The organism is Acinetobacter sp. CIP 101934 (genome assembly GCF_000369585.1).
Taxonomy (GTDB): domain Bacteria; phylum Pseudomonadota; class Gammaproteobacteria; order Pseudomonadales; family Moraxellaceae; genus Acinetobacter; species Acinetobacter schindleri.
The window spans coordinates 1,436,613-1,462,202 of sequence record NZ_KB850094.1 but is presented as its reverse complement, the minus strand read 5'-3'; the positions used below and the strand labels follow the sequence as shown (position 1 = coordinate 1,462,202).

The window sequence follows — 25,590 nt, the reverse complement described above, 5'->3', positions numbered from 1 at the left end:
TTGCATTTTAATGACGAAGCCATGAATGGTAAGTATCCGCTGTCAAAAAAAATGACATAAAAAAAGCTGACACTTGGCCAGCTTTTTTTAGGCTAAAACATGCAATTAAGCGCGTTCTAGGAGTACCGCAACTGCAGGAAGGGTTTTACCTTCGACAAATTCAAGGAATGCACCGCCGCCAGTCGAGATATAACCAATTTTGTCAGCAACGTTGTATTTATCAATCGCAGCAAGCGTGTCACCACCACCTGCAATCGAGAAACCTTCCGATTCAGCAATCGCTAATGATAAAGTTTTCGTGCCTTCACCGAATTGATCTACTTCAAATACGCCCACTGGACCGTTCCAAAGAATCGTTTTAGACGTTTTCAAAATTTCAGCAAATGCTTTTGCAGTTTCTGGACCTACATCAAGGATCATGTCGTTGTCAGCAACATCTTCAACTTTTTTCACAACCGCTTTAGCAGCAGCTAATGAGCCCAGGAAGTCATCAAAATTGATTTCAGATGCATTAGCAACCACAACGTCTGTTGGAAGTGGCACAGAAACTTTTGCTGCAATTGCTTTAGCTGTGTCGATCAAATCACTTTCACACAGTGATTTACCTACATTGTAGCCAGCAGCTGCAAGGAAAGTATTTGCAATACCACCACCTACGATCAATTGATCACAGATATCAGAAAGTGAAGTCAATACGTCTAGTTTAGTTGAAACCTTGGAACCAGCAACGATTGCCACCATTGGTTTTTCAGGAGTTTTCAACGCACGACCCAAAGCATCCAATTCTGCTGCAAGTAAAGGACCCGCTGCCGCCACTTTCGCCAGACGAGCCACACCTTCAGTAGATGCTTCTGCACGGTGTGCTGTACCAAATGCATCCATTACAAATACGTCACAAAGTGCTGCATATTTCGCTGCAAGCTCAGGATTATTTTTCTTTTCACCGACGTTGAAGCGGCAGTTCTCAAGTAAAACCACTTGACCAGGTTGAACTTCAACGCCATCCAGGTAGTCAGTGAATAACTTTACTTCCTGACCTAATGCTTCAGTCAAATATGCTGCTACAGGTGCAAGTGACTGTTCAGCTTTAGGCTCACCTTCAACTGGACGACCAAGGTGTGAATACACCATAACCGCTGCACCTTTTTCTACGGCAGCTTTAATAGTTGGCAATGCTGCACGTAAACGCGCATCGCTAGTAATCACGCCATTTTTAACAGGGACGTTTAAATCTTCACGAATAAGAACACGCTTACCCGCAAGGTCAAGGTCAGTCATACGTTGAAAGTTCATCTAGAGCTCTCTTTATAGATATTAAAAACGAGGCGATTTTAAATGATTATGCAGAAAAAGGTTAGCATCTTTTGCAGAAAAGCTAACGATTGCCAAAGTTTTGTTATGATAGGAAAAAGCATCCATCAGATTCAGTACCCATGTCGATACATCCAGATCCAGATTTAAACCGTTTAAATGTTTTGGGCGAGCCATTGGCGAGCTGCTGTTTTGACCCGATTACCGGCTACTTCCGTAATGGTTTTTGCCACACTTCCCCTAGCGACCTGGGCCAGCATACAGTTTGTGCACAGATGACTTCGGAGTTTTTAAATTTCTCCCAAAAAGTAGGTAATGATCTGATTACACCGTTACCAGAAGTCGGTTTTCCGGGGCTTCAGCCAGGTGATTTCTGGTGTATTTGCGTGACGCGCTGGGTGGAAGCTTATGAAGCAGGCCAGGCGCCACCAATCAAACTGCAAGCCTGTCATAAAGCAGTTCTAGCCTATGTCCCCCTGCATGTTTTAGAAGAATACGCTGTCTAATGAATACCGCAAAGATTATTCTGGCCTCTTCCAGCCAGACCCGTAAAGAATTGATGAATCGCTTACGTCTTGACTACGTATCGATCGTCCCGGATATCGATGAATCACCGCAAGGTGAAAATCATGCGGATGACTTAGCCAAGCGACTGGCTTTTGAAAAAGCCCGACATGTGGCTGAGCAACACCCAGATGCAATCGTCATTGGCTCTGACCAGGTGGCTTGGCGTGAAGGCGCACCAGATATCTTTATTGGCAAGCCCTTAACTGCTGAAAAGGCAGTTCGCCAGTTACAGGCCAATTCAGACAAGATTGTATATTTTAGTACAGCACTGAGCGTACAACAGAAATCTAGCGGTTTTGAGCAAACTCTGGTTGAGCATTATAAGGTAAAATTCCGCAAGCTATCTCAAGCTGAAATCGAACGTTATATTGACATTGAACAGCCTCTGCACTGCGCTGGTAGCTTTAAATGTGAAAGCTTAGGCATTAGTCTGTTTGAAGAAATGATTGGTCAGGACCAGACGACGTTAATGGGCATGCCGATGATCAAGCTATGTAATATCTTGCGTGAGCTGGATATTCTGGTGCCTTAAAAATTAGTAAGGAAGCAGTTTTAGGACTGCTTTTTAGCAACTATCGATCAGGTAAATATTTAACCAATAATCTGTTGCTGCTCAGATAAAAGCTGTTGCAACATGAGATCTGATTGATTTTCCAATATCAACGGATCGCTGGCTTGCGCAACCTCTTCAGCATCAGTTTGAATAATAATTTGATCCCCTTCATTCCCTACTACAATAATATTGTCTACATGACTAGAATCAGAAAGCAGTTCAGCTAATGAAACAGTATCTGTTCGCATAAAGTCGATATCCATCAAACTACTTTCTTTTTCTGTACCCTCTAACAACAGATTCATCTGATTATTTAAATTTGAAATTGCATCCGCTGTATTTAGTATTTTATAAACTTGCGTATTGCTATCTAAGCCCGAAGAAATAAAATCTATGAGCTGTTTAGCATCAATAATGTCCTCGTTCCCATCTGATGGAATAACATCATGATTAGTATCAACTGCCACTTGTTGCTCTTCAAAGCTATTCCTCATAAATTCTTGTGATGTTTTGAATCTGCTCACAGCTTCTTGATCAGGAACGGTATCTTCATTTTGTTCAACTAGGTTAAGTCGAGCTAGTCGAAGTGTTGGATTTGTTGGTTCTGGTTGCCCCGGCTCTGGCTCAGGTTCTACTGGCACTTCTGGTTCCGGCTCTGGTTCTATTGGTACTTCCGGCTCTGGTTCCGGTTCAGGTTCTACCGGTACTTCCGGCTCTGGTTCCGGTTCAGGCTCTACCGGTACTTCTGGTTCAGGTTCTGGATCTACCGGCACTTCTGGTTCCGGTTCTGGCTCTACCGGAACTTCTGGCTCAGGTTCTATCGGTACTTCCGGTTCAGGCTCAGGTTCAGGTTCTGGCTCTACCGGTACTTCCGGTTCAGGTTCTACTGGCACTTCCGGCACAGGATCTATTGGCACTGGCTCATTTAGCTCTAACTGTTCATCATCTTCAACCTCACCACTGTCTGTCGCTGCAACTCCACCAATGAGCAATGTACCAATCGCTATCCACTCCCAATTTTCTGCAAGAAACGAGGAAGATGGTAATAATGTATCTGTCCTTGAAATCTGCTTATATTGCTTGGTCACCTCATCAAACCAATATAAAGTACCGCTTTGCTCTTCAATCACAAGACTAGACGTTAAACCTTCATGATTGTTTGCATAAAAATTTTCAACCACCAATCTTTTGCCATTTCTCAATACTAAAATCAGATTTGTACCGTCTTGAGACATCTGGACAATATCTGATTTAGAAATTTTGATTTTTACAATGGAGCTTTGATCAACTCGAACCGTATCAGCATTAAGTTGTATTTTTTCTTTTGTTTTTTTATTAATTAATTGAATTTCTTTCATTTTATTTACCAAATTATTTTTATTCTCCTTACAAAAAATTGTGTCATTTCGTCACTTATGTCAATCAAAGTATGTTTTTCACTATTTTATTTACATAATTATCACTTTTAATTGAGCTACTCTAATTTGGTTCATATCTTTGTAATTCTTATCCTTCATTCAAAATGCTATTCTTCTTATTCAATTTTTAAGAGCGCTAAAATTTTTTAATAAATTAATTTTTAAATAAAATTCTCATCATTGATTTTATGAAAATAAATATTACTTAGTTTGCTCTCCTGGTATTTATAAAAGCTCTATTTCTCACCATCTCGCTTGCACCATTCAATAACTCAAGGGACAATAAGCAAAATTTATCTTGTAGTTAATCCTATGTCCCAACCTTTAGATGTATTAGGCGGAATTACCGCTGAACAATTCCTTGCTGAATACTGGCAGAAAAAACCTCTCCTAGTACGTAATGCCATGCCTGAAATTGCTGGCCTGCTTGAACCTGATGATGTCATGGAGCTGGCTCTGGATGAAAACGTCACTGCACGCTTGATCAAGCAAAAAGACCGCGACCCGAACCAATGGTCAGTGAAATCTTCACCTTTACTAAAAGCTGATTTCCAGAAAATGCCTAAATTATGGACACTCCTTGTTCAGGCAGTAGATCATTATTCCTTTGATTTATCGGAACTCTGGAAAAAATTTCCATTCATTCCACAATGGCGCCGTGATGACATCATGGTGTCATATGCGCCTCAGGGTGGTTCTGTAGGCAAGCATTTCGACTTCTATGATGTCTTCCTTGTACAAGGTTATGGTCATCGTCGCTGGCAATTAGGTCAGATGTGTAATGCAGAGACTGAGTTTGTTCCGGGTCAGCCATTAAAATTACTTCCAGAAATAGATGTAAACTTTGATGAAGTTCTTGCTCCAGGCGACTTACTGTATGTTCCACCTGGGCTTTCACACTACGGCGTAGCTGAAGATGACTGTTTAACTTTCTCTTTTGGTTTCCGTATGCCAAATATCAGTGACATGATGGACCGTGTTGGGGACAAGTTTGCTGAAAATGAAGTTTTACGTAATCCCCTAACTGATATCATTCGTGATCAAATCAGTGCTGCCGGTGAAGTCGCAGCTAATGAGCTTGAATATCTGCAAAGTAAAATCATGGAGCAGTTACATAACTCCAATGTACTTGAAGATGCCATCATGAGCCTGATGTCTGAACCTAAATACCCAGAAAATATTCCAGAAGCAGAAGAAATTGGTACTGGCGACCTAGAAGAAGCATTAGACCAAGGCTATAGCATTATGCTCGAGCCTGCATCACGCCTGCTTTATACTGAAGAAGATGATGAAATACTATTCTGGGGCAATGGTGAAGGTTTATGTGTCTCAGAAGCTTTTGCAGAAAAACTCAAGCTGATCGCCAATGGGGAGTCTGTGATGCTCAATCTGGACTTTGCTGATGAAGATATGCTGGAAGACCTGGCAGATCTGCTCAATGAATCCATCCTCATGCTGGTTCCGCCTGCTGAAGAAGAATAACAAACAAAAAAAGAGGGTCATTTGATCCTCTTTTTTTGTTGGTGACCTAGGAAATTCTTTAATTAAAAAATTTACGAAAATTAAGCGCCATACTGACCTTTTAGATATTTCACAATATCTTTAGATTCGAACATTTTTACATTGGTATTCGGATCGACCAGATAAGGCACCTGGATATTGTTCCCCATCATGGTGAACAGCTGTTCGCGTTTACCGCCTGGCAAGGGCTCGTATTCTCCTGGCTTTAAGCGTAGCTTGGCTGGGCCATAATCTTGCCAGCGTTCTTTCGCCACATTGTGGTAGATATAAGGAATTTCCAGCTCAGACAATACACCACGGACTATACGGGTATACGGGCTGGCTTCAAACCCCCACAGCTCCAGAAGCTGTTCAGGTGCAGGTTTATTTTTCTTTAATGGTTTTGCCATACCACCGCGTAAACCGTTGACCATCGTACCGGCAATTGCAGCCACCGGCACCTTTGGATAATTTGAATATTTCGCCGGAGTCTTACCAGTTTTGCCATAATGCTTAAACAGGTGATGAATGATATCCTGAGATTCGTAAAGTTTATCTCCCGTATTTTCATCTACTAAAAATGGGAACTGGAGTTTGCCTCCCTGCTGTTTTACTTCAGGACGGAAGCGTTTACCGCCTCGTGGGCATGGATACACTTCATAATCAAGGTTGAGTAAAGTCATCACTTCACGGACACGGCGACAGAATGGCGAGCCTTCGTACTCATAAAGCTTTAAGGGTTTTTCAGGCTGGTTTGGAAATGGCGTTCCGGAAACTCCTCGTCCACCTTCCAGAAATGCGGATGCCAATGCCTGTGCTACTTTAATCTGATGGCCTAACATATCGTCTGTCCTCTTTATTGTTTTAAAGCCGTGAAAGCAGCAATCTAAACTGACTGACTTTCACGGTATAGCTGATTTTTGTATGTTTTCAATAAACAGGATTAGTCCACCAGTTTTTCTTTAGACAGCACGATCCCGTTATTGTCCGCATAAACGTATTCACCTGATTGAAAAGTCACGCCGCCAAAGTACAGTGGAACATCGACTTCACCAATACCTTTGCGATTGCTCTTTTGAGGAATCGAAGCTAAGGCATGCACACCAAGATCCAGTTCGGCAATCGCATCCACATCACGTACACAACCGTAAATAATTACACCATTCCAGTGATTCTTTACTGCTGATTCAGCAATCAGGTCACCCATCAGTGCACAGCGCATCGAAGCACCACCATCCACCACCAGGACTTTGCCTGTACCATCGGTTGCTAATAATTCTTTGACACGAGAATTATCTTCAAAGCACTTTACTGTGACAATCTGGCCACCAAAGCTTTTACGTGCCCCATAGCTTTTAAAAAATTTGCCATCCAGGCATGGTGTTACGAATTGCAGGTCTTTATCTGGATTATCATCAAGCAGGTCACAAGTTACAAATGGTACGCTGGACACGATTTTTACCCTCATTTCATTTTTTGTATGGCTAAATTATCATAAATTTCAAATTTCACAGTCTGATTCAGGGCTGCATATACCATAGTATGAGCCACCTGCTCGGCTGTCACTGGCTTGTATTTAAAAGAATCCGGTACCAAATGCGAAAACTTGCCAAACAGGTTCTGTGCAGCATCTTCCAGTAAACGTTGATGACCACGTTCACCCATTAATAAAGATGGCCGGATCAGACTGATTCGTTCCAGCGTTAAGGTCTGGATATAATCTTCCAGCTCGCCTTTGACCCGATTATAGAAAAACCAGGATTCAGCATTCGCCCCCATGGCACTAATCAGCAGATAATGCGCATCCGTCTGTTGAACCAGCTCGGCAAAATGGGCATTGATGGTATAGTCCACATTATAAAAAGCATCTTTGGAACCTGCCTGCTTTAAGGTTGTACCCAGACAGCTGAAAGCATGGGTATGTCCGCTGACATCCTGATCATTCAACATCAGAAAATCCTCAAAGACCAGTTGTTTGACTTTGGGCCATTGCTCAAACTCTGGCTGGTGCTTGCGTACCACGACACTGATACGCTTGCAGCTCGGCTCATTAACCAGCTGTTGTACCAAGCTCTTACCCACAAGACCTGTGGCACCAATGATGATTGGATATGTTATGGTTTTAGTCATTTTTTGTACGATCTCCCTGCCTGAATACTAATCTAACGTTTTCTTTAGAATTTTTCTGCAACTAAAATGTTGTCAAAGCATGTCAAGACTTGACTTAAGCCCTCAGTTTCCTCAAAATATGGCACTTGTTTACGGGCTGGTGATAGTTCTTCTGATGTTGGTTTTCAGTTGAGTTTCAGCCCGCCCAGACCAATCTATTTCAAGGAGTGCACGAGTGGCAAACTCTGCTCAAGCTAAAAAACGTGCTCGTCAAAACGTTAAAGCACGCAAACACAACGCAAGCTTGCGTTCTATGGTTCGTACCTATCTTAAACGTACAGTAGCTGCTATTGCTGCTGGCGACTATGCTGTTGCTACTGAAGCTTACAAAAAAGCTGTTCCAGTAATCGACCGTATGGCTGACAAAGGTATCATCCATAAAAACAAAGCAGCTCGTCATAAGAGCCGTTTGAACGCGCAAGTTAAAGCATTAGCTTCTAACTAATCGCAAATGAAAAAAGCCCTTTTAGGGCTTTTTTTGTGCCCAAAATTTAGTAAATCAACAAAATGATCTATTCAATAAAAAGATCATTTTTGAATAAATAAACTTTATAAGATTATTTCCACTCAATTCTTCTTCCTTATTTCCCAATATTTTTAAAATATTCTTTAAAACTTATGGAATCCTATTTCCTGCCCAAAATAGGATTGATAAAAGTAAGAACGGGAATATCAGCCAGTTTAATATTTGAATTATTGATCCTTATCCATAGAATGTGGCGTTGTGGTCTTGTCCTGCTCTGGTGAATCCGTATCACGTTTCTGACAGGCGCTTAGACCCACTATAATAACCAAACTTAAAATTGTGATGATTTTCATTGTTTTTCCTATACTTTGAATATCTGTTTAAATATCAGCATAGTGATTTTTGATGATTATTCTATTTCACTTTCATAAGACAAATGTAAAAAGCTCAACCCTCATGATTGAGCTTTTAACTTATTTCCTGGTGTGTAATTCCGCATTCTGAAACTGGGAAATATCCAGTTCATACACCTTACCGCGCCAGATCCATTTCAGTTTAGACTCCTCAAACACATCACCTTCGAACCAGACAAACAAACCTTCCATCATTTTTGGCCAGTCTTCCCGGCTAACTTCCTGATGACCTGACATGACTGCAATCATAGCTGCCAGAATCGTGTCATGACTTACTGCCAGACTGAGTCCATACGGCGTTTTTGGATGCGTGTTATAGATTAATTCCAGCACATCGACCACCCCATGAATCGGATGCTTCATGCCCGGCAAGGCGTTATTCACAAAGCTATTAATAAAACCTAATGCACCCTGTTTCTTGAAATATGGCCCAGCCTTCTGAATATCTAGTACAAAACTGCCAGGCTCGACCAGTAAGCCTTGTTCGATAATTTCAATGTTATGGGTATGCGATGCCTTATTGGTTGTATCTGCACCCTCAATCATAAGGGCGGCAGTATCGACACAACGCTGAATAGGGCTAGAGATACAATGCTGAATATGACGATCAGTTTGATTGACCAGATAAGCCCCCCACTCCTGCGCCAGATCACGCCCCTGTGATGTTAATTGCAAGTCGTAGCCTGCCAGGCCTTGACCAGCAACTTCTTCACGCAAGGAATGACGCGTAAACAGAGTCACAGGTGTCTTCGTATCAGGCAATAAATCTATTGCGCTGAGCATACTCGGTGGAAGCAGTTTTAATGCCACAATCTTGCCAACTGGTCTATTAACGGAATCAGCTTCACTATAACATGAACACTACACAGCTCAATCACTGCCTTGCATATCAGCCAGTGCCTTAAAGGCCAATATCTTCATCTCTTTGGTCTTATAGGCAATAAAACCACCATTTAATAAGGTCTCACGCTGGTTATAACTAAATGGCCGTCCTTTAAAATCTACCAAACCACCGCCAATACGTTCCAGCAAACATTGCCCGGCACTAGTGTCCCATTCACAAGTCGGATGGAAACGCGGATAAATATCCACCTGATCTTCCAGAATCATGCAAAATTTATAAGCACTGCCAGCTTTAAACTCATCAAACTCAGTAAATTTAGCCAAACTTTCCAGATAAGCCGCATATTTAGGCTTTTTTTGGCTACTTTGACTTAGACCAATATGCACCGTGTCTTGTTGAGATGCTGGAAAATATTCATGCCAGCAATCTTGCTGAATGTCATATTTTAGCGGCATACCTTGTTCTGGACAAAAATAAATAAGCTGTTGTGCCGGAATTGCAAGAATGGCAAAAGTCGTCAGATTATCTTTGACCAGGCTCAGATTAATGGTGAATTCTGGTCGTTGATGCAGAAATTCCTTAGTGCCATCCAGAGGATCGAGCAGCCAGAATGTAGACCATGCCTGACGGTCCTCCTGTTTACCTTCTTCAGAAAGTAACGGTAAATCAGAAATTTCAGCGAGGACCTGAGTCAGAAAAGTATTGACCCGGTAATCGGCTTGCGTCACAGGCGAATCATCCTTTTTCCTTTCAATGTCAAAAGCAGCACCGGAACAATATTGCTGATATTCTTCTCGCAAAATTTCACAAGCCTGTGTCAAAATGGGCACAAACTGCAAAATCATCGGATCTTGTGGTGCTGTTGCTGCTTTAAACATAGAAAACCTTATATGCCGAATTGCTCAGAAAAACCGCCCATTATTTTTGATATGGACGGGACCCTACTTGATCTTGCCTATGACGATTTCATCTGGAATGACCTGCTTCCTGTCCGCTATGCTGAAACGCACCATTGCAGCCTGGAGCAAAGTCGAACAACGCTTTATGCATTCTATCAAGAACATAATCATACCCTAAACTGGTACTCATCGCGCTTTTGGACAGCTAAAGTCGAAGTGGATGTTCTGGCGATGCAAATCGAGCATAAATCCAAAGTCGCATTAAGACCACAGGCACTGGAGTTAATGGATTATCTAAAGGCAAATGGCTACCCGATCTGGCTGGCCACCAATGCCGACTGTGCCGGACTCAGCTTCAAATTGGAACATCTGCAACTCAAAAATTATTTTGACGTGATTGTCAGCTCTGAAACTATCGGGTATGCCAAGGAGTTTGTTGAATTCTGGCAAGGTCTAAACGCCCTGCATCCCTTTGATCCTGAGCAGGTCTATTTTATTGATGATACGGAAAAAGTATTGAATGGTGCCAAAGCCTATGGCATTCAGAATCTGTTCAGTATTAAACAGCCCTCCTCCAGCAAAGTTTCTCGCGAGACTTGCAATTACCCGATGCTGCACCAATTAACAGATTTAATCACATATTTAAATCAGGCTGAGGTTAACAAGCAATATGCGTAAATCGTCTTTACCCGAAGATGCGGTAGGCATGCGTATAGATAAATGGCTGTGGGCGGCACGTTTTTTCAAAACGCGCTCCATTGCCAAGAATGCCATTGAAGGCGGCAAGGTGCATATTGGCGGCGAACGTGTCAAAGTCTCCCGTGAAGTTCGGATCGGCATGGAAATCACGGTCCAACAAGGCATTGACAAGAAAACTGTTGTTGTCAAAGAACTATCTGATGTCCGTGGCCCTGCTCCAGTTGCGCAAACACTTTATGAAGAAACTGAAGTCAGTATTGCCCGACGGGAATTGATTGCATCACAAAGAAAGTTGCATAATCTTGCTCGTCCGGATCACCGACCAAGTAAAAAAGATCGCCGTGACATCAGTAAATTTAGAGACGAAAATAGTCAGCTATTTGACCAGCATTGGTCATATAATGATGATTAAATTCAAGCGTCAGCGTATGTCGTACATGCACTGAATTTTATAGAATATCAGGGAACTTTCTGTCACTATTATACCTGTGGAACAAAGCTCTAATTTAAGACATCCACTTGAGTACTAATTTAGTGACATCGTATTGAGGTTGTAAGATGGATGAGAATAAAAACAAGGCGCTGAATGCTGCCTTAAGCCAGATTGAAAAACAGTTTGGCAAAAACACAGTAATGCGTCTTGGTGACAATACCGTTCAAGCAGTTGAAGCTGTATCTACAGGCTCTTTAACGCTTGATATCGCGCTCGGTATTGGCGGATTACCAAAAGGCCGTATTGTCGAGATCTATGGTCCTGAATCTTCAGGTAAAACCACCATGACATTACAAGCAATTGCTGAATGTCAAAAAGCTGGTGGTACTTGTGCATTCATCGATGCAGAACATGCGCTTGATCCTCAATATGCACGTAAATTGGGCGTAGATATCGACAACCTGCTGGTATCTCAACCCGACCATGGTGAACAGGCACTTGAAATTGCCGACATGCTGGTACGTTCAGGCGCGATTGACCTGATCGTTGTTGACTCCGTAGCTGCCCTGACCCCTCGTGCTGAGATTGAAGGCGAAATGGGTGACTCACACATGGGTTTGCAAGCCCGCTTGATGAGCCAGGCACTGCGTAAAATCACTGGTAATGCCAAGCGTTCAAACTGTATGGTGATCTTCATTAACCAGATCCGTATGAAAATTGGTGTGATGTTTGGTAGTCCGGAAACTACCACTGGTGGTAATGCACTGAAATTCTATGCTTCTGTACGTCTGGATATCCGACGTATTGGTCAGGTAAAAGAAGGCGACGAAATCGTTGGTTCTGAAACCAAAGTCAAAGTTGTGAAGAACAAAATGGCACCTCCATTTAAGGAAGCCCTATTCCAAATTCTGTATGGTAAAGGTGTAAACCATCTCGGCGAACTGATTGACCTTGCAGTACAGCAGGAAATCGTACAGAAAGCCGGTGCTTGGTACTCTTATCAAGGTGACAAGATTGGCCAAGGTAAGAACAACACAATTCGTTATCTGGAAGAGAACAAAGCACTTGCAGATACCATTGAAAAACTGATTCGTGAGCAGCTTTTGACGACAGGCAATGTGGTTGAAGATAAAGACGAAGAAGAACCAGCAGACTTTCTGGATGCATAATCCTTAAACGTCTTACAGAGCGCCCTACGGGGCGTTTTTGTTATTATGGACAGGTAATATAATGAATTGGATTCACTATGTCTGATGCAAAGTTCACTAAGCTCCTGGATTATGAAACCATCAAGCAACAGTTTGGCGATGCTAATGATTCACCCCAGCCAGCAACTTCATCCCAAGCTGATGCCCTGCCCGAGTTTGATCCTGAAGAAAGCTTATTTGATAACAAGCAGGAAGATAAAACGAAACCGGGCTTAACCGGCTCCCGTTTGCGCTCCTACGCCTTTGCAGTACTGACCCGTAAGGAATATGCCAAAGCGGAACTGATCGAGAAACTGTGTTTATATGCAGAAAATCGTGATGAAGTACTAGAGCTTGTTGATGAGCTTTCCCGTGAGAATTATCAAAGTGATCAGCGTGTTGCAGAAACTTTGCTTTCCAGCCAAAAGCGCAAAGGTAAAGGCCCGAATCAGATTAAAATGAAGCTGAAAAGCAAAAAGATTGATACAGCTTTAATTATAGATGAACTTAAAGAAACCGATTGGGTTCAGCAAGCTTATAAACTGAAGCTCAAGAAATACGGCCCTGAAGTTACAAAAGATCCCAAAGTCAAAGCCAAGCAGATCCGTTTTCTCATGTACCGGGGTTTTGAAATGGATGCCATTATGAAAGCGATTAACCGTAAAGCAGAAGATTGATTACTTTTTCTAAAGGCCTGAATAACTAAAAGTCTTGAATATTGAATTTTAAATAGTGTGGTGAACAAGCTTAAAGATGAAATAAAATAACCATGAGCTGAGACATTAAAATAATAAGATATACAATTTGAGCTTATGAATAAAAGATTTGAGAAAATTCAAATTGGTATTGTTTTTATTATATTAAAAATATGGTGGCAACCCTACCAGCAAAGCTTCGGCACATCGCAGTTCTACTACCGTTGCTACCTTCCGGTCCTGGCGGGGTTCGCAGAGTGCAATTGCGAAGTAACCGGCAGGGCTACCATTGCAAGAACAGAGTATAGAGATTTTTAATGAACTTGCAAGCGAGAATACCAAAAAATCTGGTACAAGCTATCCATTTGATTATTTTAAAAACAATGTAGGATTAATTCAGGATTTTCTGTAAATCCGAGATACAAATTCCTGCCCGGAAAACCCCTTCAACTTTGTAAAAGCATGTTGCAATTCCCGGCAATGCCGTTTTAAATGTGTGGCATATACATTGAATAATTTATTTGATTGACCACCTTGAACGTTGGTTCATTCAAAACAACATGGATAAAATAGATGATGTTTAAAAAACATGTCTTATGCGCGTTCAGCATGCTCTGTACCACTTCGCTCTTTGCTGCAGTTCCAATTGAATCTCGAGGCTTAAGCCAGGGTGGTAACAGTACAGCACCTACCAACACCCTGCCTGCGATTTCCTCAGGAGTAGATACCCCGGTACAGACCAATATGAGCTGGCAATTGCTGCAAAAAAATCAGCAACTGGAAAGTGATATTCGTGGCTTGCGCGGCAAGATTGAAGAACAGGACAACGAAATCCAGTCGCTAAAAAGTGAACTGGCTAACCGCTATGCCGATCTCGATCAACGTCTTGAGTTATTACAGCAAAAGATTGATCCTGAACAAGGCACTGGGGAGGATAATCAACAGGATACTGCACCCAGCTCAGGAGCAGGCAACAGCAAGTTAAGCCAAGCTCAGACATCAACAGCTTCGAGCTCTTCTGCTCAACCCTCCGAGTTAGAAAAAGCCGCATATACAGTAGCCCTGGATGCCTACAAGAATGGCGGTGCCACAAAAGCGATTGCACCGATGCAGAATTTCATTAAGAATAATCCAAACAGCGTGTATATCAGCAATGCCTATTTCTGGTTAGCAGAGTTTAATCTGTCGATTGATCCACCGAATTTTACTGAAGCGAAGCGAAATTATGCCATTGTGGCAGACCGCTATCCAAATTCGGCAAAAGCTGCCCGTGCTTTGTATCAATTATATAATGTCAGCAGTGAAGTAGAGAAAAACAAGACCTTGGCTGCACAATATAAATCTCGCTTGTTGAAAAATTATCCGCAGTCTGAAGAAGCTAAATTCTTTAAATAAAAAGATTCAGAAATAAAAAAAGACACCTGAAAAGGTGTCTTTTTTATGAATAGTCTGTTAACGCACAATACCACGTTTAGACTGCTCCAAAGAATCAAGCAAGCGCTGTGCTTCAGCCACTTCTGGCAGAATCTCTGCACGAATTTTTTCAATTGCTTCTTGTGTGGTTAAACCTGATTTATAGATCAGTTTAAATGCCTCACGTAGGCCATTGATTACATTTTTCGACCAACCCTTACGACGCATCCCTTCCACATTCATTGCAAATGCATGCGCAGGATTGCCGGAAACCATTACATAAGCAGGCACATCTTTAAGAATCAGTGATGCACCACCGATCATGCTATAAGAGTCGATCTTACAGAACTGATGGATACCTGAGTTCCCCCCAATTACCACATAGTCACCCACATGGACGTGACCAGCTACACCCACATTATTTGCAAAGATATTGTGATCGCCCACCATACAGTCATGTGCAATATGCGTATTTACCATCAGCAGGTTATGACTGCCGATTTTGGTAATGCTATTGTCCTGAACAGTACCACGGTGCAGACTACAATGTTCGCGAATCTTGTTATGATCACCAATCTCAAGCCAGGTTTCTTCACCTGCATATTTCAGGTCCTGACAAACTTCTCCCACACTCGCAAACTGGAAAATCTCATTGTGTTCGCCAATGCGTGTGTACCCACCCACAACGACGTGTGAATGAAGTTTGGTACCTGCACCAATAGTGACATTTGGCCCAATAATACAGTAAGGACCAATTTGAACATCTGAAGCAATTACTGCAGATGAGTCAATAATGGCAGTTGGATGAATAAGGGAGTTATTGCTCATGCCTGCTCGACTTTCTGATGCGAAACCATAATTTCCGCGGTTGTTGCGACTACGCCATCTACTGTGGCTATACAATTATATTTGTAAATGCCACGTTTTTGCATCACTAATTCAGCTTTTAATACTAATTGGTCGCCTGCAACCACTTGTTTTTTAAATCTAACCTTCTCAGCACCAGCAAAAAGGAACAAAGAGCCCTCTGTTGGAGTCTCATTGTTCATGACGAAACCAAGAATACCTGCTACCTGTGCCAGTGCTTCTACAATTAGCACACCTGGCATGATTGGGTAATTAGGAAAATGGCCCTGTAAAAACTCTTCATTAATTGAAACGTTTTTATAACCCACGATGCCATTATCAGTAATATCTACCACGCGATCCACAAGCAGGAATGGATAGCGATGAGGCAAATACTCACGAATCTTTTGAATGGTCATTGGCAATTCAGGCTTCGTGAATGTAGGCAAATTCGATTCTGTCATCATAATTATTTACGCAACTTAAATGTTGATTCAATGGACTCAATTTGAGACTGCATATGATCAAGGCGTTTCATTATCTGGGTCAATGGCACATCTGCTAATTGTCTAATGCGAACCACTGTGCGCTTCCACTTCTGATTTTCAAACAATCCGATACCTGAAGAATATTTTCCAGCTTCAGAAATATTATTTGTCACCATTGACATTCCGGTCAAAGTCACATTATCCGCAATATTCAGGTGTCCTGAAATCGCTGTAGCCCCACCAATGATACAGTTTTTGCCAATACTGGTACTGCCTGCAATCGCTGTTTTTGCTGCAATGGCAGTGTTGGCACCAATTTTAACGTTATGGGCGACTTGCACAAGGTTATCAATAATGACGCCATTTTCCAGAATTGTGTCATCCAGAGCACCACGATCAATACTGCAATTGGAACCAATACGGACATCATGACCAATACGTACCGACCCTAATTGTGCAATGCGGTGCCATTTACCTTGATAAGGCGCAAAGCCAAAACCTTCACTGCCAATGACGCTGTTGGCATGGATACGTACCCGGTCACCAATTTTTGTCATACCGGTCAAGGTGACATGAGCATCAATAAAACAGTCTTTACCAATTTCCACCTGGTTATCCATCTGCACATGGGACTGAATGACCGTATTTGACCCGACTACACAATTTTCACCGATCACCACATAGTGACCAATATAGGCATCATCTGCAATTACAGCCGAAGGATGAATCTGTGCCGTACTTTCTATACCACGTTGAGTCTGCTTTTGCTCAAATACATGAGTCAGCATTGCAAAAGCAAGATAAGGATTTACCACGACAATAAAGTTCTGATGTGAACTTAGCTGTGTTTTAAGCTCAGCTGTCACAATCAGAGCACCTGCCTGGCTTTGAGCTGCCTGTTCCAGATATTTATCAGCAGTAACAAACGCCAGATCCTGTACTGTTGCATGCTCAAGACTTGCCAAGCCTCTTAACTGCAAATCGGACTGACCTATACACTCACCTTGCACCAGACGAGCGAGGTCAGCTAATTGAAGCTGTTGATGATTCATTGATTATTTAATTGCATTAACCTTTTGAATCATTTTATCAGTTAAATCATACTTAGGGTCATAGGCAAGCGCGCTATTTTTATTCAAAACCACATCCAGCTTGTTTTCTTGGCGTAATTGCTCAGCGACTTGCTTCACACGTGCATCAAATACAGTACGAACCTGCTGAATAGAGCTTTGCGCGCTAGTCTGTATAGCTTGCTGTAACTGACCTAACTCTTTAAATTTTGCCTGATATTGTTCTTCGAGCTTTTTCTTATCTGCCGCACTCATTTTAGGGTTTGCCTGGGCACGTTGCTGAATGGCTTCCAATTCTTTATTTAGCTGCTCAATTTTGGCGGTTTGTGGTTTGATAGTCTGCTGGAATGACGTATTTTGCTGTTTTAGATATGTGCTATTTTCCACCAAACGTTCCAGATCAATTACTCCAACACCAGCTGCCTGTACCGTTGAAGTTAAAGTTACCACAGCGATACCCATCGCCATCATCATTTTTTTCATCTGTATTTCTCTATCTATAAAAATGGCCTTACAAATAGTAATTTCTTACTATTCACAAGGCCAAATAATATTAACTTTGGTTAATTAAATTAGAAGGTACGACCAATTTCGAATTGAACACTCTTAGTATCGTCACCTTTTTTATCATTCAACGGATATGCATAACTTAATGATAATGGGCCGATCATAGTAATCCAGGTAAAGCCGGCACCCACGCTATAACGCATGTTATCCAGTTCAAAACCGAAGTTGTCTTTACAATATTTTCGCCCGTTCACTGAAGAACCATTAACAAAAATATTTTCATTTGAGACATCACACTGTGTATCAAAGACTTGTGCACCTTCAGCAAAAATAACAGGTCTAACCTGACGTGCCCAATCTCCTTTAAATGGAACTGGAAGAGCAAGTTCAGCACCAAACTGCACTAAGGTATTCCCACCGACTTCCTCTGGTGTAGGATCAGTTCGTCCAATATCAGAGAAATAAACACCAGGGTATTTTGGTCCTAAAGTACTATTTTCAAAACCACGCACCGAGCCGAAACCACCCGCATAGAAGTTTTTATAGAATGGCAGATCATTACCATAACCTAACTTACCATAGCCACGCGCGACAAAATTCTTGCCCAATGGGAAGTAGGCTTGCGCATCATAAGTGACCTTTTGATATTCCACATCACTGCCTGGTAATGCAATTTCTGCATTGACACGATGTGACATGCCTGTCGTCGGGAAGATAGGACGGTTAAGCGTGTTATACGACCAGCCTAAATTCAGATTATAAGTTAAGAAGTCACCCTTAAACTCCTGCCCATAAGAAATATTTCTACAATCTTCAGTTGGATTACCATCAGCATCTAAAATAGGCTCACAATATTCTCCACTCTTTGTTTCTTTACCACCATTTCTTTCTAGGTAGTCAGCAACATAGGTCGAAACATAAGGGCCTGTGGTCACATCGGTCTGATCAATATTCAGACCAAAACTAATACTCTGGTTCTCATCGATTGGATAACCAAAGTTAATCCCACCACCAAAACTATCTGTTATATAGTTGTTGACGTTATAGTCATCATCCAGCTTGGTTTTACGGTAGTACAGGTTATAACCACGACGCACACCATCAATAGTAAAGTATGGATCGGTTACACTCAGGTTATAGTAATCTTGAGTTTCAGAGCGTGATAGATCTACCGATACACTATTCCCTGTACCCAGGAAGTTGGTCTGACTTAAACCGGCCTGGAAGGTAACACCACCACTTTGCGAGAAACCAACTGCCAAGGTACTTGTCCCGGAATGTTGCTCTTCAACCGCAACATTTAAATCAATCTGATCCGGTGAACCAGGAATACGCGCCGGTTTAATATCAACCGATTTAAAGAAACCGGTACGTTCCAGACGGACCTTAGACAGATCAATTTTTTCGTTACTAGCCAGTGCGCTTTCCATCTGACGCATTTCACGACGTAATACTTCATCCGCAGTTTTGTTATTACCAGTAAAATTAATGCGACGTACAGTCACCTGCTGACCTGGGTTGATGTAATAATTTAAGTCAACCAGTTTAGTATCTTTATTAATTTCTGGAACAACATTTACTTCAGCGAAATAATAGCCAGCATTACCATATTTACGCAGTAATAACTGTTTAACCGCATTCACTTTTTCCTGTGAATAAATTTCACCATCTTTGTATAGTTGTAAAACTTTGAGTTCATCTGCTGAATAAAGCGCATCACCCAGGAATTTGGTCTCACCAAATTTGAATTGCTCACCTTCATCTACCGATACTTCAATAAAGACATTTTTCTTATCTTCACTCAGGTTCAGACTTGAGTTATTGATATTGAAATTGATATAACCACGATTCAGGTACATGGCACGCAAAGCTTCAAGGCTTGCTGCCATTTTCTCACGTGCATAACGGTCATTACGGGAAATAATCGAATTCCAAGAGCTTTCCTTGATTGCAAAAGCCTGCTTGATCTCATCTTCTTTAAAGACCGTATTCCCAATAATATTAATGTCAAAAACTTTTGCAGCCTTACCTTCCACAAATTCAATCAGAAGATCGACACGGTTATTTGGCTTCGGTGTAGTCTTTACTGTAATGTCTGCATCATAACGACCTTGCTGCATATATTGCTGTTCAAGCTCGGTTTCTACAGTTTGCAGAGCAGATTTTTTTAGAACCTCACCTTCAGCAAGACCCATTTTTTTCAAACCTTCTTCCAAAGCTTCCTTCGGAATCAGCTTGTTGCCTTTTAGTTCAATCTTGGAAATAACCGGGCGTTCAACCACCTGGAATACTAGCGTATTTCCAGCTTGAGTTGCCTTGATATCATCAAACAAGCCTGAGGCATACAGACTCCGGATCGCATTGGCAATAATCGGATCATTGACACGATCACCACTATTGATTGGCACCAGGCCATACACATTTTCGGGAGTGAGACGAACCAGTCCGTCAAATTTTATATCTTGTACTACAAATTCATCTGCTGCATATACTTGTTGTGCAACTGCCATAGCACTAACGAGTGCCAAAGGCATAAATAAATGTGTGTGCTGCATGCCAGTCTTTTCCGCTTGTTAATTTATTCCATCTACGTTGTTATAAACGCATAAAATCATTAAATAGTGCAAGTAGCATCATACTACCCAGCAATACCATACCAATTTTTAAGCCAACCAATTGTATTTGTTCAGAAACAGGTTTACCACGTAATAATTCAATAAAATAGTAAACCAGATGTCCGCCATCAAGCATTGGAATTGGCAGTAAATTTAATATCCCTAAACTTACACTCATTAGCGCCATAAAGGAAATAAAAGTTTGCCATCCCATTTCCGCACTTTGACCTGCCACTTTGGCAATCGTGATTGGACCAGATAAATTATCCAGACCAATCAGACCACGAACCATCTTCACAATCGAGTTCAGAATCATTGAAGACAGTTGCGTCGTTTTGTCAAAAGCCATGACCAGTGCCTCAGTCGGACTATATTGAATTGTCTGTTTATATTCTGCCGGGATTGTGATTTTGCCTGGGTCACTTTGTACACCCAGCATACCCGTCACTTTACCCATGTTGTCACGTTTCGCCTGTGGCATCACCTGTAAATGCACCACTTGGTTATTACGTAACACATCTATTTTTAATAATTTTTCTGGTGATGCCTGGACAACCTGTACCACATCAAACCAGTTTTTCATCGCCACCCCATCAATGGCAATGATCTTGTCACCTTCCTTCATGCCTTGGCGGATTGCAGCTCCATCGTCACTGAGCTTAGATACCACGGCAGGAATTTCTGGACGATACGGTATAAAACCTAAAGTATCCAGTGGAGACTGTGACTGATCTTTCAGAAAACTCTGAATCGGCAATTGGAAACTTTTTATCTGTCCATCACGTTCGGCCTGAATCGTAATCAGCCCGGTTTCACCAACACGATCAACCAAGGCATAATTCAGCTTTTCCCAGGTTGCGACTTCAGTGCCATCCACTGCGGTAATTTTGTCACCTTGCTGCATCTGTACAGCAGCTGCAGGTGTATTAGGCAAAACCTGACCCACACGGGTATTTAACTGCTCCTGTGCAGGTAAAAATAAAATCCAGAATAGAATCACTGCAAAGAAAAGATTAATTAAAGGACCAGCCGCAACAATCGCGATACGTTTCCATGGATGTTGACGATTAAATGCTTTAGGGAGGTCCTCTTCAGGTACATTACCTTCACGTTCATCGAGCATTTTGACATAGCCGCCAAACGGCAAAGCAGAAAGCTGATACTGGATACCAGACTTTTTTGAAGTCCATTTAATTAGCGTTGGACCAAATCCAATCGAATAAACTAAAACCTTTACGCCAAGTTTTCGAGCTACAAAGTAATGTCCAAATTCATGGATCGCAATCAGGGGACCCAATAACAGAATTGCAGCTGCGATAATAAACAAGGCGTTCATGGCTTAACTTCCTTTATTCACAACGAATTGACGGGCGATATCACGCGCCTGCCGATCAGCCTGAAGAATCACTTCCAGCTGATCTGCTGTCCGATTGTCCATCGAATTCAGCGTATATTCAACTATCTGAGGTATTTGAATGAAAGTAATTTTTTCATGCAAAAATGCTGCCACGGCAATTTCATTGGCTGCATTCAGAATAGCAGGCGCAATCCCGCCTTGCTGCATTGCCTGGCGTGCCAGTTTTAATGCAGGAAAACGCTGGGTATCCGGTTGCTGGAAATTCAGTTGTGAATGTACAAATAAATCTAATGGAGCGACATGCGTACTGATCCGCTCTGGCCATGCCAAGGCATGTGCAATCGGGGTACACATATCCGGGTTACCCATTTGCGCCAAAGTTGAACCATCTACATATTGAACCATGGAGTGAATAATACTCTGTGGATGCACGACAACTGTAACAAATTGTTCTTTTACTGCAAATAAATGACAGGCTTCAATCAGTTCCAAACCTTTATTCATCAAGGTTGCTGAATCTACTGAAATTTTTTGACCCATTGACCAGTTTGGATGTTTGCAGGCTTGTGCTGGTGTGACCGTCTGCAGCTGATCGAAAGTATGATTTAAAAATGGACCACCAGAGGCAGTTAACAGAATCTGCTGTACACCCAGTTTTGGCTGACCGTTACGCTCAGCATCGAAGTAATTCGCCGGCAAACACTGGAAAATTGCATTGTGCTCTGAGTCCACAGGTAGCAATAAAGCCCCATGATCACGAGCAGCCTGCATCATAATATCACCAGACATCACCAAAGCTTCTTTATTAGCCAACAGGACGCGTTTTCCCGCTTTGACCGCAGCCAATGTCGGCAAAAGGCCAGCTGCACCAACAATCGCCGCCATGACTATATCTACTTCTGGATGTTCAGCAACTGCAATCAAGCCTGCTTCATCTGGTAAAATTTCTATTTCGGATAACTGTTGCTGTTTCAGCAATTGTGCCAGTTCATCTACTTTAAAGGCTGGCACCACAGCGATTTTTGGTCGAAACTGCTTACAGATCTCGACCAGTTCAGCAATACGGCTTTGTGCAGTCACAGCATATACGCTGTAAGCTTCAGGATGTCGCTGCAGGATTTTTAAAGTACTTTGCCCAATAGAACCTGTAGCACCCAGTATACAAACAGCTTGTGACATTTATAAATCTACGCCAATTAGTTTTAAGACATACATGCCTGCAGCAAAAATCGGTGCTGCAGCAAGGAGAGAATCAATACGGTCTAATACACCACCATGTCCTGGCAGAATACGTCCCGAATCTTTAATACCAGCACGACGTTTGATCATCGATTCAAACAGGTCGCCAAGCACAGAACTAAAGACTGTTAATACTGATAAAATCAGGAATAAAAGCAGTTCGGGGATACTGATATTAAGATAAAGTAATGTGACTGTAATGACAATCAACATGGATGTGACGATTCCGCCATACAACCCTTCAACCGATTTGTTTGGACTAACTTTCGGTGCGAGCTTTTTATTGCCGAACTTGCGTCCAATAAAATAGGCACCACTGTCTGCCCCCCAAACCAGCAAAAACAGATACATTAACCACCAAGGTGAATACTGCCAGACTGAATAGATTGCAGTGACCGCCGCCGAGATCAGGATCACACCAATACCATTTAAAGTAACATTGTACCAGCCATCATATTCAGGATAGGATTTAACCCAATAGATGCTGAGGATCCAGGTCAAAATCGATGCCGCCCAAAGCAGCATTGAGATGTCTGAAAAATAGAGTGCAAGTGCTGAAAGAACTGCTGTGAGTAAGCCATAACCCCAAGCAAACGGCTTAATTACTTTTTCCCCCTGACGTGGCATGAGTTTAAACCACTCATAACCTGCCACACCTGCAGCAACGACCATCAACACAAACATTGGGTAATATGCAGTAGTGGCAAACATACAACTGAGTACAACAGCCACCAAAACCAATGCGGTTATAATCCGCTCTAACATGTATTAATTCTCAAGTTTCTCTTGCTGAATCTGTTCTGATGTCTTACCAAACCGACGTTCACGCCCACCAAATACGGCAAAGGCATCATCAAGTTCTTCCGTGGTAAATTCTGGCCATAAGGTTTCAGTAAAATACAGTTCCGCATAAGCTGCCTGCCAGAGCAGGAAGTTTGACAAGCGGAAATCTCCACCGGTACGGATTAACAGATCCACAGGTGGTAAATCACTAAGACTTACATATTGACCAAAAACATCAGCATTAATTGCATCAAGTTCTAATTTATTTGTTAAAACATCCGCAGCAATTCGCTTCGCAGCCTGCGCCATATCCCACATACCACCATAACTAATGGCAATAGTGAGCGTCATGCTATCGAACTTAGCAGTCCTTTCCTCAGCATGCAACATTAAAGCTTGCAGCTCTGAAGATAAACGGCTGCAATCACCAATAAAGCGCAAGGCAATATTGAATTTTTCCATGCGCGGTAACTGTTCATGGATGGTGTCTTCGAGCAATCGCATGAGCAGATCCACTTCATACTGCGGACGATTCCAGTTTTCACTCGAAAACGCAAATACAGTTAAAGCCTGGATTTTTCTTTTTCTACAGTGTTCTACAATTGGATCAAGGACGCTTTTACCTTCACGGTGTCCTTCACCCTTTTGCATCTGATTTTTTTTGGCAAAACGATTGTTGCCATCCATGATGATGGCAACATGTTTTGGAAGACGGGAACTCTCTTCAGAAACGGTCATTGATGAATTAGACCTTCATCAATTCAGCTTCTTTTGCAGCCAAACGTTTGTCAACTTCAGCAACATATTTATCAGTAATTTTCTGGATTTCGTCAGAAGCACGACGTTCTTCATCTTCAGAAATTTCTTTTTCTTTCAATAAAGCTTTGATATCGCCCAAAACATCACGACGAATGTTACGAATCGCAACTTTAGCGTTTTCAGCTTCGTTACGCGCAACTTTCTGCATGTCACGGCGAGTTTCTTCAGTTAACGCAGCCATTGGTACACGAATTGCGTCAGCAGTAATCGGGTTAAGCCCTAAATCTGATTCACGAATGGCTTTATCAATTGCAGCAACCATTGAACGTTCAAATGGTTGAACCAGCAAGGTACGTGAATCTTCAACACCTACGTTTGCAACCTGGTTCAATGGCACGTCAGAGCCATAGTAAGGAACCATAACACCGTTCAGAATCGATGGATGTGCACGTCCAGTACGAACTTTGGCAAAACCATGCTCCAACGAGTCAAGTGACTTGTTCATACGGTCTTCTGCGTCTTTTTTAAGATCGTTAATCATATGATCTTCCTTACTTAATTCTAAAAAATGTAAAAGCTAAATTTTGACTAGTATAAAGTGCTTCAAGGTTCACGTCATCAATTGGTAACGTGAGTACCCTCTTTTTCACCCATCACAACGGACAATAAAGCACCAGACTTGTTCATATCGAAAACTTGTAGCGGTACGTTATGATCACGGCATAGGCAGATCGCCGTTAAATCCATCACACCCAGTTTTTCATCAAGCACTTGGTCAAAGGTTAAGGTTTCGTATTTAACAGCATCTTCAAATTTGCTTGGATCTTTATTATAGACACCATCAACCTTGGTTGCTTTCAGAATCAGGTCCGCTTCAATTTCAATGCCACGCAAGCAAGCTGCTGTATCAGTGGTAAAGAACGGGTTACCTGTCCCCGCAACAAATACGCAGACTTCACCACGCGTCAGGTGACGAATCGCATCACGGCTTGAGTAAGATTCTACAACGGTGCCAATTGGCAATGCTGAAAGTAAACGTGTCTTGATGTTACGGCGTACCAGCGCATCACGTAATGCCAGACCGTTCATCACGGTTGCCAGCATACCCATCTGGTCACCGGTTACACGACCAACCAGACCATCTTTCTGCAACTGGCTACCACGGTACAAGTTACCACCACCGACAACAATACCGACCTGTACACCCAATCCAACCAGGTGTGCAATCGCTAAAGACATCTGGTCAAGGATTGGTGCATCAATACCCATATCCTTGTTGCCGGCAAGCGCTTCACCTGAAAGTTTCAGCAAAATACGGCCAAAACGCGGCTTTTTAGAATCCAACATCATCAAACTCCA

At 42.1% G+C, this 25,590-nt stretch carries 28 protein-coding genes and 1 other RNA gene; 9 read left to right on the top strand and 20 right to left on the bottom strand.

Going from position 1 to position 25,590, the window contains the following annotated elements; genetic code table 11:
- Nucleotides 1–105: 105 nt before the first annotated feature.
- Nucleotides 106–1,293 carry a phosphoglycerate kinase gene (locus F899_RS07295; protein ID WP_005221775.1) on the bottom strand — a complete coding sequence of 396 codons (1,188 nt, stop codon included), beginning with the start codon at nt 1,291–1,293 and terminating at the stop codon, nt 106–108.
- Between the two features lie 140 nt (nt 1,294–1,433).
- Between F899_RS07295 and F899_RS07290 the strand changes: the two genes are divergently transcribed.
- Both F899_RS07290 and F899_RS07285 read left to right on the top strand, forming a co-directional pair.
- Nucleotides 1,434–1,817 (top strand): DUF2237 family protein, encoded by a 384-nt coding sequence (locus tag F899_RS07290; protein ID WP_005221773.1) that lies wholly within the window; start codon nt 1,434–1,436, stop codon nt 1,815–1,817.
- Nucleotides 1,817–2,410, top strand: a complete 594-nt coding sequence (locus F899_RS07285; protein WP_004812682.1) for a Maf family protein — start codon at nt 1,817–1,819, stop codon at nt 2,408–2,410. The genes F899_RS07290 and F899_RS07285 overlap by 1 nt, the downstream gene beginning before the upstream one ends.
- Before the next feature lie 59 nt (nt 2,411–2,469).
- Here F899_RS07285 and F899_RS07280 read toward each other — a convergent pair whose 3' ends face one another.
- Nucleotides 2,470–3,789: a BapA/Bap/LapF family prefix-like domain-containing protein gene (locus tag F899_RS07280; protein WP_005221771.1), complete on the bottom strand. Its 1,320-nt coding sequence runs from the start codon at nt 3,787–3,789 to the stop codon at nt 2,470–2,472.
- Nucleotides 3,790–4,161: 372 nt separating this feature from the next.
- Between F899_RS07280 and F899_RS07275 the strand changes: the two genes are divergently transcribed.
- Nucleotides 4,162–5,331, top strand: a complete 1,170-nt coding sequence (locus F899_RS07275) for a ribosomal protein uL16 3-hydroxylase (protein ID WP_005221768.1) — start codon at nt 4,162–4,164, stop codon at nt 5,329–5,331.
- 80 nt (nt 5,332–5,411) lie between these two features.
- Here the strand turns inward: F899_RS07275 and F899_RS07270 are convergent, their stop codons facing one another.
- The 3 genes from F899_RS07270 to F899_RS07260 form a co-directional block, all read right to left on the bottom strand.
- Nucleotides 5,412–6,191 carry a glutathione S-transferase N-terminal domain-containing protein gene (locus F899_RS07270; protein WP_005221766.1) on the bottom strand — a complete coding sequence of 260 codons (780 nt, stop codon included), beginning with the start codon at nt 6,189–6,191 and terminating at the stop codon, nt 5,412–5,414.
- Between the two features lie 101 nt (nt 6,192–6,292).
- Nucleotides 6,293–6,802, bottom strand: a complete 510-nt coding sequence (gene rraA / locus F899_RS07265; RefSeq protein WP_005221764.1) for a ribonuclease E activity regulator RraA — start codon at nt 6,800–6,802, stop codon at nt 6,293–6,295.
- Nucleotides 6,803–6,813: 11 nt separating this feature from the next.
- Nucleotides 6,814–7,479, bottom strand: a complete 666-nt coding sequence (locus F899_RS07260; RefSeq protein WP_005221762.1) for a Rossmann-fold NAD(P)-binding domain-containing protein — start codon at nt 7,477–7,479, stop codon at nt 6,814–6,816.
- 214 nt (nt 7,480–7,693) lie between these two features.
- Here F899_RS07260 and rpsT point away from each other — a divergent pair, with 214 nt between their 5' ends.
- Entirely contained in the window at nt 7,694–7,963 is a 270-nt protein-coding gene (gene rpsT, locus F899_RS07255) for a 30S ribosomal protein S20 (protein ID WP_004786139.1), read from the top strand.
- Nucleotides 7,964–8,211: 248 nt separating this feature from the next.
- Here the strand turns inward: rpsT and F899_RS15920 are convergent, their stop codons facing one another.
- From F899_RS15920 to F899_RS07245, 3 genes are all read right to left on the bottom strand, one after another.
- Entirely contained in the window at nt 8,212–8,337 is a 126-nt protein-coding gene (locus tag F899_RS15920; RefSeq protein WP_005221760.1) for a hypothetical protein, read from the bottom strand.
- Between the two features lie 120 nt (nt 8,338–8,457).
- Nucleotides 8,458–9,207 (bottom strand): histidine phosphatase family protein, encoded by a 750-nt coding sequence (locus F899_RS07250; protein WP_034433974.1) that lies wholly within the window; start codon nt 9,205–9,207, stop codon nt 8,458–8,460.
- 60 nt (nt 9,208–9,267) lie between these two features.
- Nucleotides 9,268–10,119, bottom strand: a complete 852-nt coding sequence (locus F899_RS07245) for a 3'(2'),5'-bisphosphate nucleotidase CysQ family protein (protein ID WP_005221758.1) — start codon at nt 10,117–10,119, stop codon at nt 9,268–9,270.
- A 12-nt stretch (nt 10,120–10,131) separates the two neighbouring features.
- Here F899_RS07245 and F899_RS07240 point away from each other — a divergent pair, with 12 nt between their 5' ends.
- From F899_RS07240 to F899_RS07225, 4 genes are all read left to right on the top strand, one after another.
- Nucleotides 10,132–10,818 carry an HAD-IA family hydrolase gene (locus tag F899_RS07240; RefSeq protein ID WP_005221757.1) on the top strand — a complete coding sequence of 229 codons (687 nt, stop codon included), beginning with the start codon at nt 10,132–10,134 and terminating at the stop codon, nt 10,816–10,818.
- Nucleotides 10,811–11,251: an RNA-binding S4 domain-containing protein gene (locus tag F899_RS07235; RefSeq protein ID WP_004812671.1), complete on the top strand. Its 441-nt coding sequence runs from the start codon at nt 10,811–10,813 to the stop codon at nt 11,249–11,251. Before F899_RS07240 ends, F899_RS07235 begins: the two co-directional genes overlap by 8 nt.
- A 146-nt stretch (nt 11,252–11,397) precedes the next feature.
- Entirely contained in the window at nt 11,398–12,441 is a 1,044-nt protein-coding gene (recA, locus tag F899_RS07230; RefSeq protein WP_005221756.1) for a recombinase RecA, read from the top strand.
- Nucleotides 12,442–12,518: 77 nt separating this feature from the next.
- Entirely contained in the window at nt 12,519–13,136 is a 618-nt protein-coding gene (locus tag F899_RS07225) for a regulatory protein RecX (RefSeq protein WP_005221755.1), read from the top strand.
- A 201-nt stretch (nt 13,137–13,337) separates the two neighbouring features.
- Here F899_RS07225 and ffs read toward each other — a convergent pair.
- An RNA gene (gene ffs / locus F899_RS15390) (signal recognition particle sRNA small type) lies at nt 13,338–13,434 on the bottom strand.
- A gap of 293 nt (nt 13,435–13,727) precedes the next feature.
- Here ffs and F899_RS07220 point away from each other — a divergent pair.
- Nucleotides 13,728–14,549 carry a YbgF trimerization domain-containing protein gene (locus F899_RS07220; RefSeq protein ID WP_005221754.1) on the top strand — a complete coding sequence of 274 codons (822 nt, stop codon included), beginning with the start codon at nt 13,728–13,730 and terminating at the stop codon, nt 14,547–14,549.
- Nucleotides 14,550–14,606: 57 nt separating this feature from the next.
- Here F899_RS07220 and lpxA read toward each other — a convergent pair whose 3' ends face one another.
- The 11 genes from lpxA to pyrH all read right to left on the bottom strand — a co-directional run bounded on the left by lpxA (nt 14,607) and on the right by pyrH (nt 25,578).
- Nucleotides 14,607–15,395 carry an acyl-ACP--UDP-N-acetylglucosamine O-acyltransferase gene (gene lpxA / locus F899_RS07215; protein WP_004894416.1) on the bottom strand — a complete coding sequence of 263 codons (789 nt, stop codon included), beginning with the start codon at nt 15,393–15,395 and terminating at the stop codon, nt 14,607–14,609.
- Nucleotides 15,392–15,877 carry a 3-hydroxyacyl-ACP dehydratase FabZ gene (fabZ, locus tag F899_RS07210; RefSeq protein ID WP_026056779.1) on the bottom strand — a complete coding sequence of 162 codons (486 nt, stop codon included), beginning with the start codon at nt 15,875–15,877 and terminating at the stop codon, nt 15,392–15,394. Before fabZ ends, lpxA begins: the two co-directional genes overlap by 4 nt.
- A gap of 5 nt (nt 15,878–15,882) precedes the next feature.
- Nucleotides 15,883–16,953 carry a UDP-3-O-(3-hydroxymyristoyl)glucosamine N-acyltransferase gene (gene lpxD, locus F899_RS07205; protein WP_005221753.1) on the bottom strand — a complete coding sequence of 357 codons (1,071 nt, stop codon included), beginning with the start codon at nt 16,951–16,953 and terminating at the stop codon, nt 15,883–15,885.
- A gap of 3 nt (nt 16,954–16,956) precedes the next feature.
- Nucleotides 16,957–17,454, bottom strand: coding sequence for an OmpH/Skp family outer membrane protein (locus F899_RS07200; RefSeq protein WP_005221752.1), 498 nt, complete (start codon nt 17,452–17,454; stop codon nt 16,957–16,959).
- 89 nt (nt 17,455–17,543) lie between these two features.
- Nucleotides 17,544–20,033 (bottom strand): outer membrane protein assembly factor BamA, encoded by a 2,490-nt coding sequence (gene bamA / locus F899_RS07195; RefSeq protein ID WP_005221751.1) that lies wholly within the window; start codon nt 20,031–20,033, stop codon nt 17,544–17,546.
- Nucleotides 20,034–20,073: 40 nt separating this feature from the next.
- Nucleotides 20,074–21,429, bottom strand: coding sequence for an RIP metalloprotease RseP (gene rseP / locus F899_RS07190; RefSeq protein ID WP_004812654.1), 1,356 nt, complete (start codon nt 21,427–21,429; stop codon nt 20,074–20,076).
- Nucleotides 21,430–21,432: 3 nt separating this feature from the next.
- Nucleotides 21,433–22,629, bottom strand: a complete 1,197-nt coding sequence (ispC, locus tag F899_RS07185) for a 1-deoxy-D-xylulose-5-phosphate reductoisomerase (RefSeq protein ID WP_004812652.1) — start codon at nt 22,627–22,629, stop codon at nt 21,433–21,435.
- A complete protein-coding gene (locus F899_RS07180; protein ID WP_005221750.1) occupies nt 22,630–23,454 on the bottom strand; it encodes a phosphatidate cytidylyltransferase in 825 nt (274 codons plus the stop codon).
- 3 nt (nt 23,455–23,457) lie between these two features.
- Nucleotides 23,458–24,210, bottom strand: coding sequence for a polyprenyl diphosphate synthase (uppS, locus tag F899_RS07175; protein WP_005221749.1), 753 nt, complete (start codon nt 24,208–24,210; stop codon nt 23,458–23,460).
- Between the two features lie 7 nt (nt 24,211–24,217).
- Nucleotides 24,218–24,772 (bottom strand): ribosome recycling factor, encoded by a 555-nt coding sequence (gene frr, locus F899_RS07170; RefSeq protein WP_004812648.1) that lies wholly within the window; start codon nt 24,770–24,772, stop codon nt 24,218–24,220.
- A gap of 77 nt (nt 24,773–24,849) precedes the next feature.
- A complete protein-coding gene (pyrH, locus tag F899_RS07165; RefSeq protein ID WP_004812647.1) occupies nt 24,850–25,578 on the bottom strand; it encodes a UMP kinase in 729 nt (242 codons plus the stop codon).
- Nucleotides 25,579–25,590: the final 12 nt, after the last annotated feature.

Coding starts and splice junctions, on each gene's coding strand:
- F899_RS07285 (WP_004812682.1), top strand. CDS start 1,817: ATGAATACCGCAAAGATTATTCTGGCCTCTTCCAGCCAGACCCGTAAA.
- F899_RS07295 (WP_005221775.1), bottom strand. CDS start 1,293: ATGAACTTTCAACGTATGACTGACCTTGACCTTGCGGGTAAGCGTGTT.
- lpxD (WP_005221753.1), bottom strand. CDS start 16,953: ATGAATCATCAACAGCTTCAATTAGCTGACCTCGCTCGTCTGGTGCAA.
- F899_RS07280 (WP_005221771.1), bottom strand. CDS start 3,789: ATGAAAGAAATTCAATTAATTAATAAAAAAACAAAAGAAAAAATACAA.
- recA (WP_005221756.1), top strand. CDS start 11,398: ATGGATGAGAATAAAAACAAGGCGCTGAATGCTGCCTTAAGCCAGATT.
- frr (WP_004812648.1), bottom strand. CDS start 24,772: ATGATTAACGATCTTAAAAAAGACGCAGAAGACCGTATGAACAAGTCA.
- F899_RS07270 (WP_005221766.1), bottom strand. CDS start 6,191: ATGTTAGGCCATCAGATTAAAGTAGCACAGGCATTGGCATCCGCATTT.
- fabZ (WP_026056779.1), bottom strand. CDS start 15,877: ATGACAGAATCGAATTTGCCTACATTCACGAAGCCTGAATTGCCAATG.
- F899_RS07290 (WP_005221773.1), top strand. CDS start 1,434: ATGTCGATACATCCAGATCCAGATTTAAACCGTTTAAATGTTTTGGGC.
- F899_RS07260 (WP_005221762.1), bottom strand. CDS start 7,479: ATGACTAAAACCATAACATATCCAATCATCATTGGTGCCACAGGTCTT.
- lpxA (WP_004894416.1), bottom strand. CDS start 15,395: ATGAGCAATAACTCCCTTATTCATCCAACTGCCATTATTGACTCATCT.
- F899_RS07275 (WP_005221768.1), top strand. CDS start 4,162: ATGTCCCAACCTTTAGATGTATTAGGCGGAATTACCGCTGAACAATTC.
- rseP (WP_004812654.1), bottom strand. CDS start 21,429: ATGAACGCCTTGTTTATTATCGCAGCTGCAATTCTGTTATTGGGTCCC.
- F899_RS07225 (WP_005221755.1), top strand. CDS start 12,519: ATGTCTGATGCAAAGTTCACTAAGCTCCTGGATTATGAAACCATCAAG.
- ispC (WP_004812652.1), bottom strand. CDS start 22,629: ATGTCACAAGCTGTTTGTATACTGGGTGCTACAGGTTCTATTGGGCAA.
- F899_RS07240 (WP_005221757.1), top strand. CDS start 10,132: ATGCCGAATTGCTCAGAAAAACCGCCCATTATTTTTGATATGGACGGG.
- F899_RS07180 (WP_005221750.1), bottom strand. CDS start 23,454: ATGTTAGAGCGGATTATAACCGCATTGGTTTTGGTGGCTGTTGTACTC.
- F899_RS15920 (WP_005221760.1), bottom strand. CDS start 8,337: ATGAAAATCATCACAATTTTAAGTTTGGTTATTATAGTGGGTCTAAGC.
- F899_RS07220 (WP_005221754.1), top strand. CDS start 13,728: ATGATGTTTAAAAAACATGTCTTATGCGCGTTCAGCATGCTCTGTACC.
- F899_RS07200 (WP_005221752.1), bottom strand. CDS start 17,454: ATGAAAAAAATGATGATGGCGATGGGTATCGCTGTGGTAACTTTAACT.
- pyrH (WP_004812647.1), bottom strand. CDS start 25,578: ATGTTGGATTCTAAAAAGCCGCGTTTTGGCCGTATTTTGCTGAAACTT.
- bamA (WP_005221751.1), bottom strand. CDS start 20,033: ATGCAGCACACACATTTATTTATGCCTTTGGCACTCGTTAGTGCTATG.
- uppS (WP_005221749.1), bottom strand. CDS start 24,210: ATGACCGTTTCTGAAGAGAGTTCCCGTCTTCCAAAACATGTTGCCATC.
- F899_RS07235 (WP_004812671.1), top strand. CDS start 10,811: ATGCGTAAATCGTCTTTACCCGAAGATGCGGTAGGCATGCGTATAGAT.
- F899_RS07245 (WP_005221758.1), bottom strand. CDS start 10,119: ATGTTTAAAGCAGCAACAGCACCACAAGATCCGATGATTTTGCAGTTT.